The following is a 1,048-nucleotide window of genomic DNA, read 5'->3' as shown; positions in this document are numbered from 1 at the left end:
CTAGAGCACATCCTGTTCAATCCGGGTCATATCCAGCAGCCCTGAAGTAGTTTGCGCATTCTGCCGGTGTGAAGCGGGGGATCAAGGCGCCGACGGCATCCCATAGAGCATCGACCTTTCGCTCCGCCCGCGCCCGCAACATGGCTTTCAATTTCGAGAATGCGTTTTCGATGGGATTGAAGTCGGGACTATAGGGAGGCAGGAACATGAGCTTGGCGCCGGCGCGCTCGATGGCATCCCGCACACCGGATGTCTTGTGTGCCGGCAAGTTGTCCATGACGACGACATCACCGACCTGAAGAGTCGGGACCAGCACCTGCTCGACGTAGGCCAGGAAGACGTTACCGTTCATGGCGCCATCGTAGACAAATGGCGCGGTCATTCCGGTGAGACGCAATGCTCCGGTGAAGGTCGTTGTTTTCCAATGGCCATGTGGCACGCCGGCGCGGCAACGCTCGCCTCGAATTGCACGCCCGCGCAGACGTGCCATCTTCGTCGAAAGGCCGGTTTCGTCTACAAATATTAGCTTCTCGGGATCGAGGTTGAGCTGACCATCAAACCAGACGCGCCGGCGCTTCAGGACATCCGGCCGGTCTTGCTCCAGTGCATGTGCGGACTTTTTTTAAAGGTCCATCCGCGGCCTCGCAACCAGGCACCAAGTGCACTCCGGCTGATCCTCACTTGCCGCTCGACGGACAAGCGCTCGACCATTTCATCGAGCGTTACGTCCTTACGGTCTTCGATTAGCTCAACAACGAATGCCTCGTGTGCGTCCAGCACCGACGGTCGTCGCCAACCTTGCGGCCGGGAGGTCGGCTCGCCGTCTTTCGCTCTTGCGATCCACCGGATGGCCGTCGAAATCCCAACCCCGAACCGGGCTGCGGCTTGCCTTGCTGACATGCCGGCCGCAGACGCCTTTAATACGCGTAGTCGAAGATCATCGCTTAATGCTTGCGCCATCACCCACCTCATCGCTGTGGATGCTGAATCAGCTTCGGCTCGCCGCGTCACCTCACAATCGATTCATCGATCACAGGATCTGCTCTAG

1 protein-coding gene is annotated in these 1,048 nt (G+C 59.0%); it reads right to left on the bottom strand.

Annotated features, from left to right (window positions below; translation table 11 throughout):
- Nucleotides 1-16: 16 nt before the first annotated feature.
- Nucleotides 17-960, bottom strand: a protein-coding gene (locus tag MOV63_RS32425; protein WP_247039839.1) for an IS630 family transposase whose coding sequence is annotated in 2 segments (ribosomal slippage) — nucleotides 17-624 and nucleotides 624-960 — 945 coding nt in all. Because the reading frame shifts where the segments join, the coding sequence is not laid out codon by codon here.
- Nucleotides 961-1,048: the final 88 nt, after the last annotated feature.

The organism is Neorhizobium sp. SHOUNA12A (assembly GCF_023006505.1).
GTDB lineage: Bacteria > Pseudomonadota > Alphaproteobacteria > Rhizobiales > Rhizobiaceae > Neorhizobium.
This window is presented reverse-complemented; position numbering and strand designations above follow the sequence as displayed.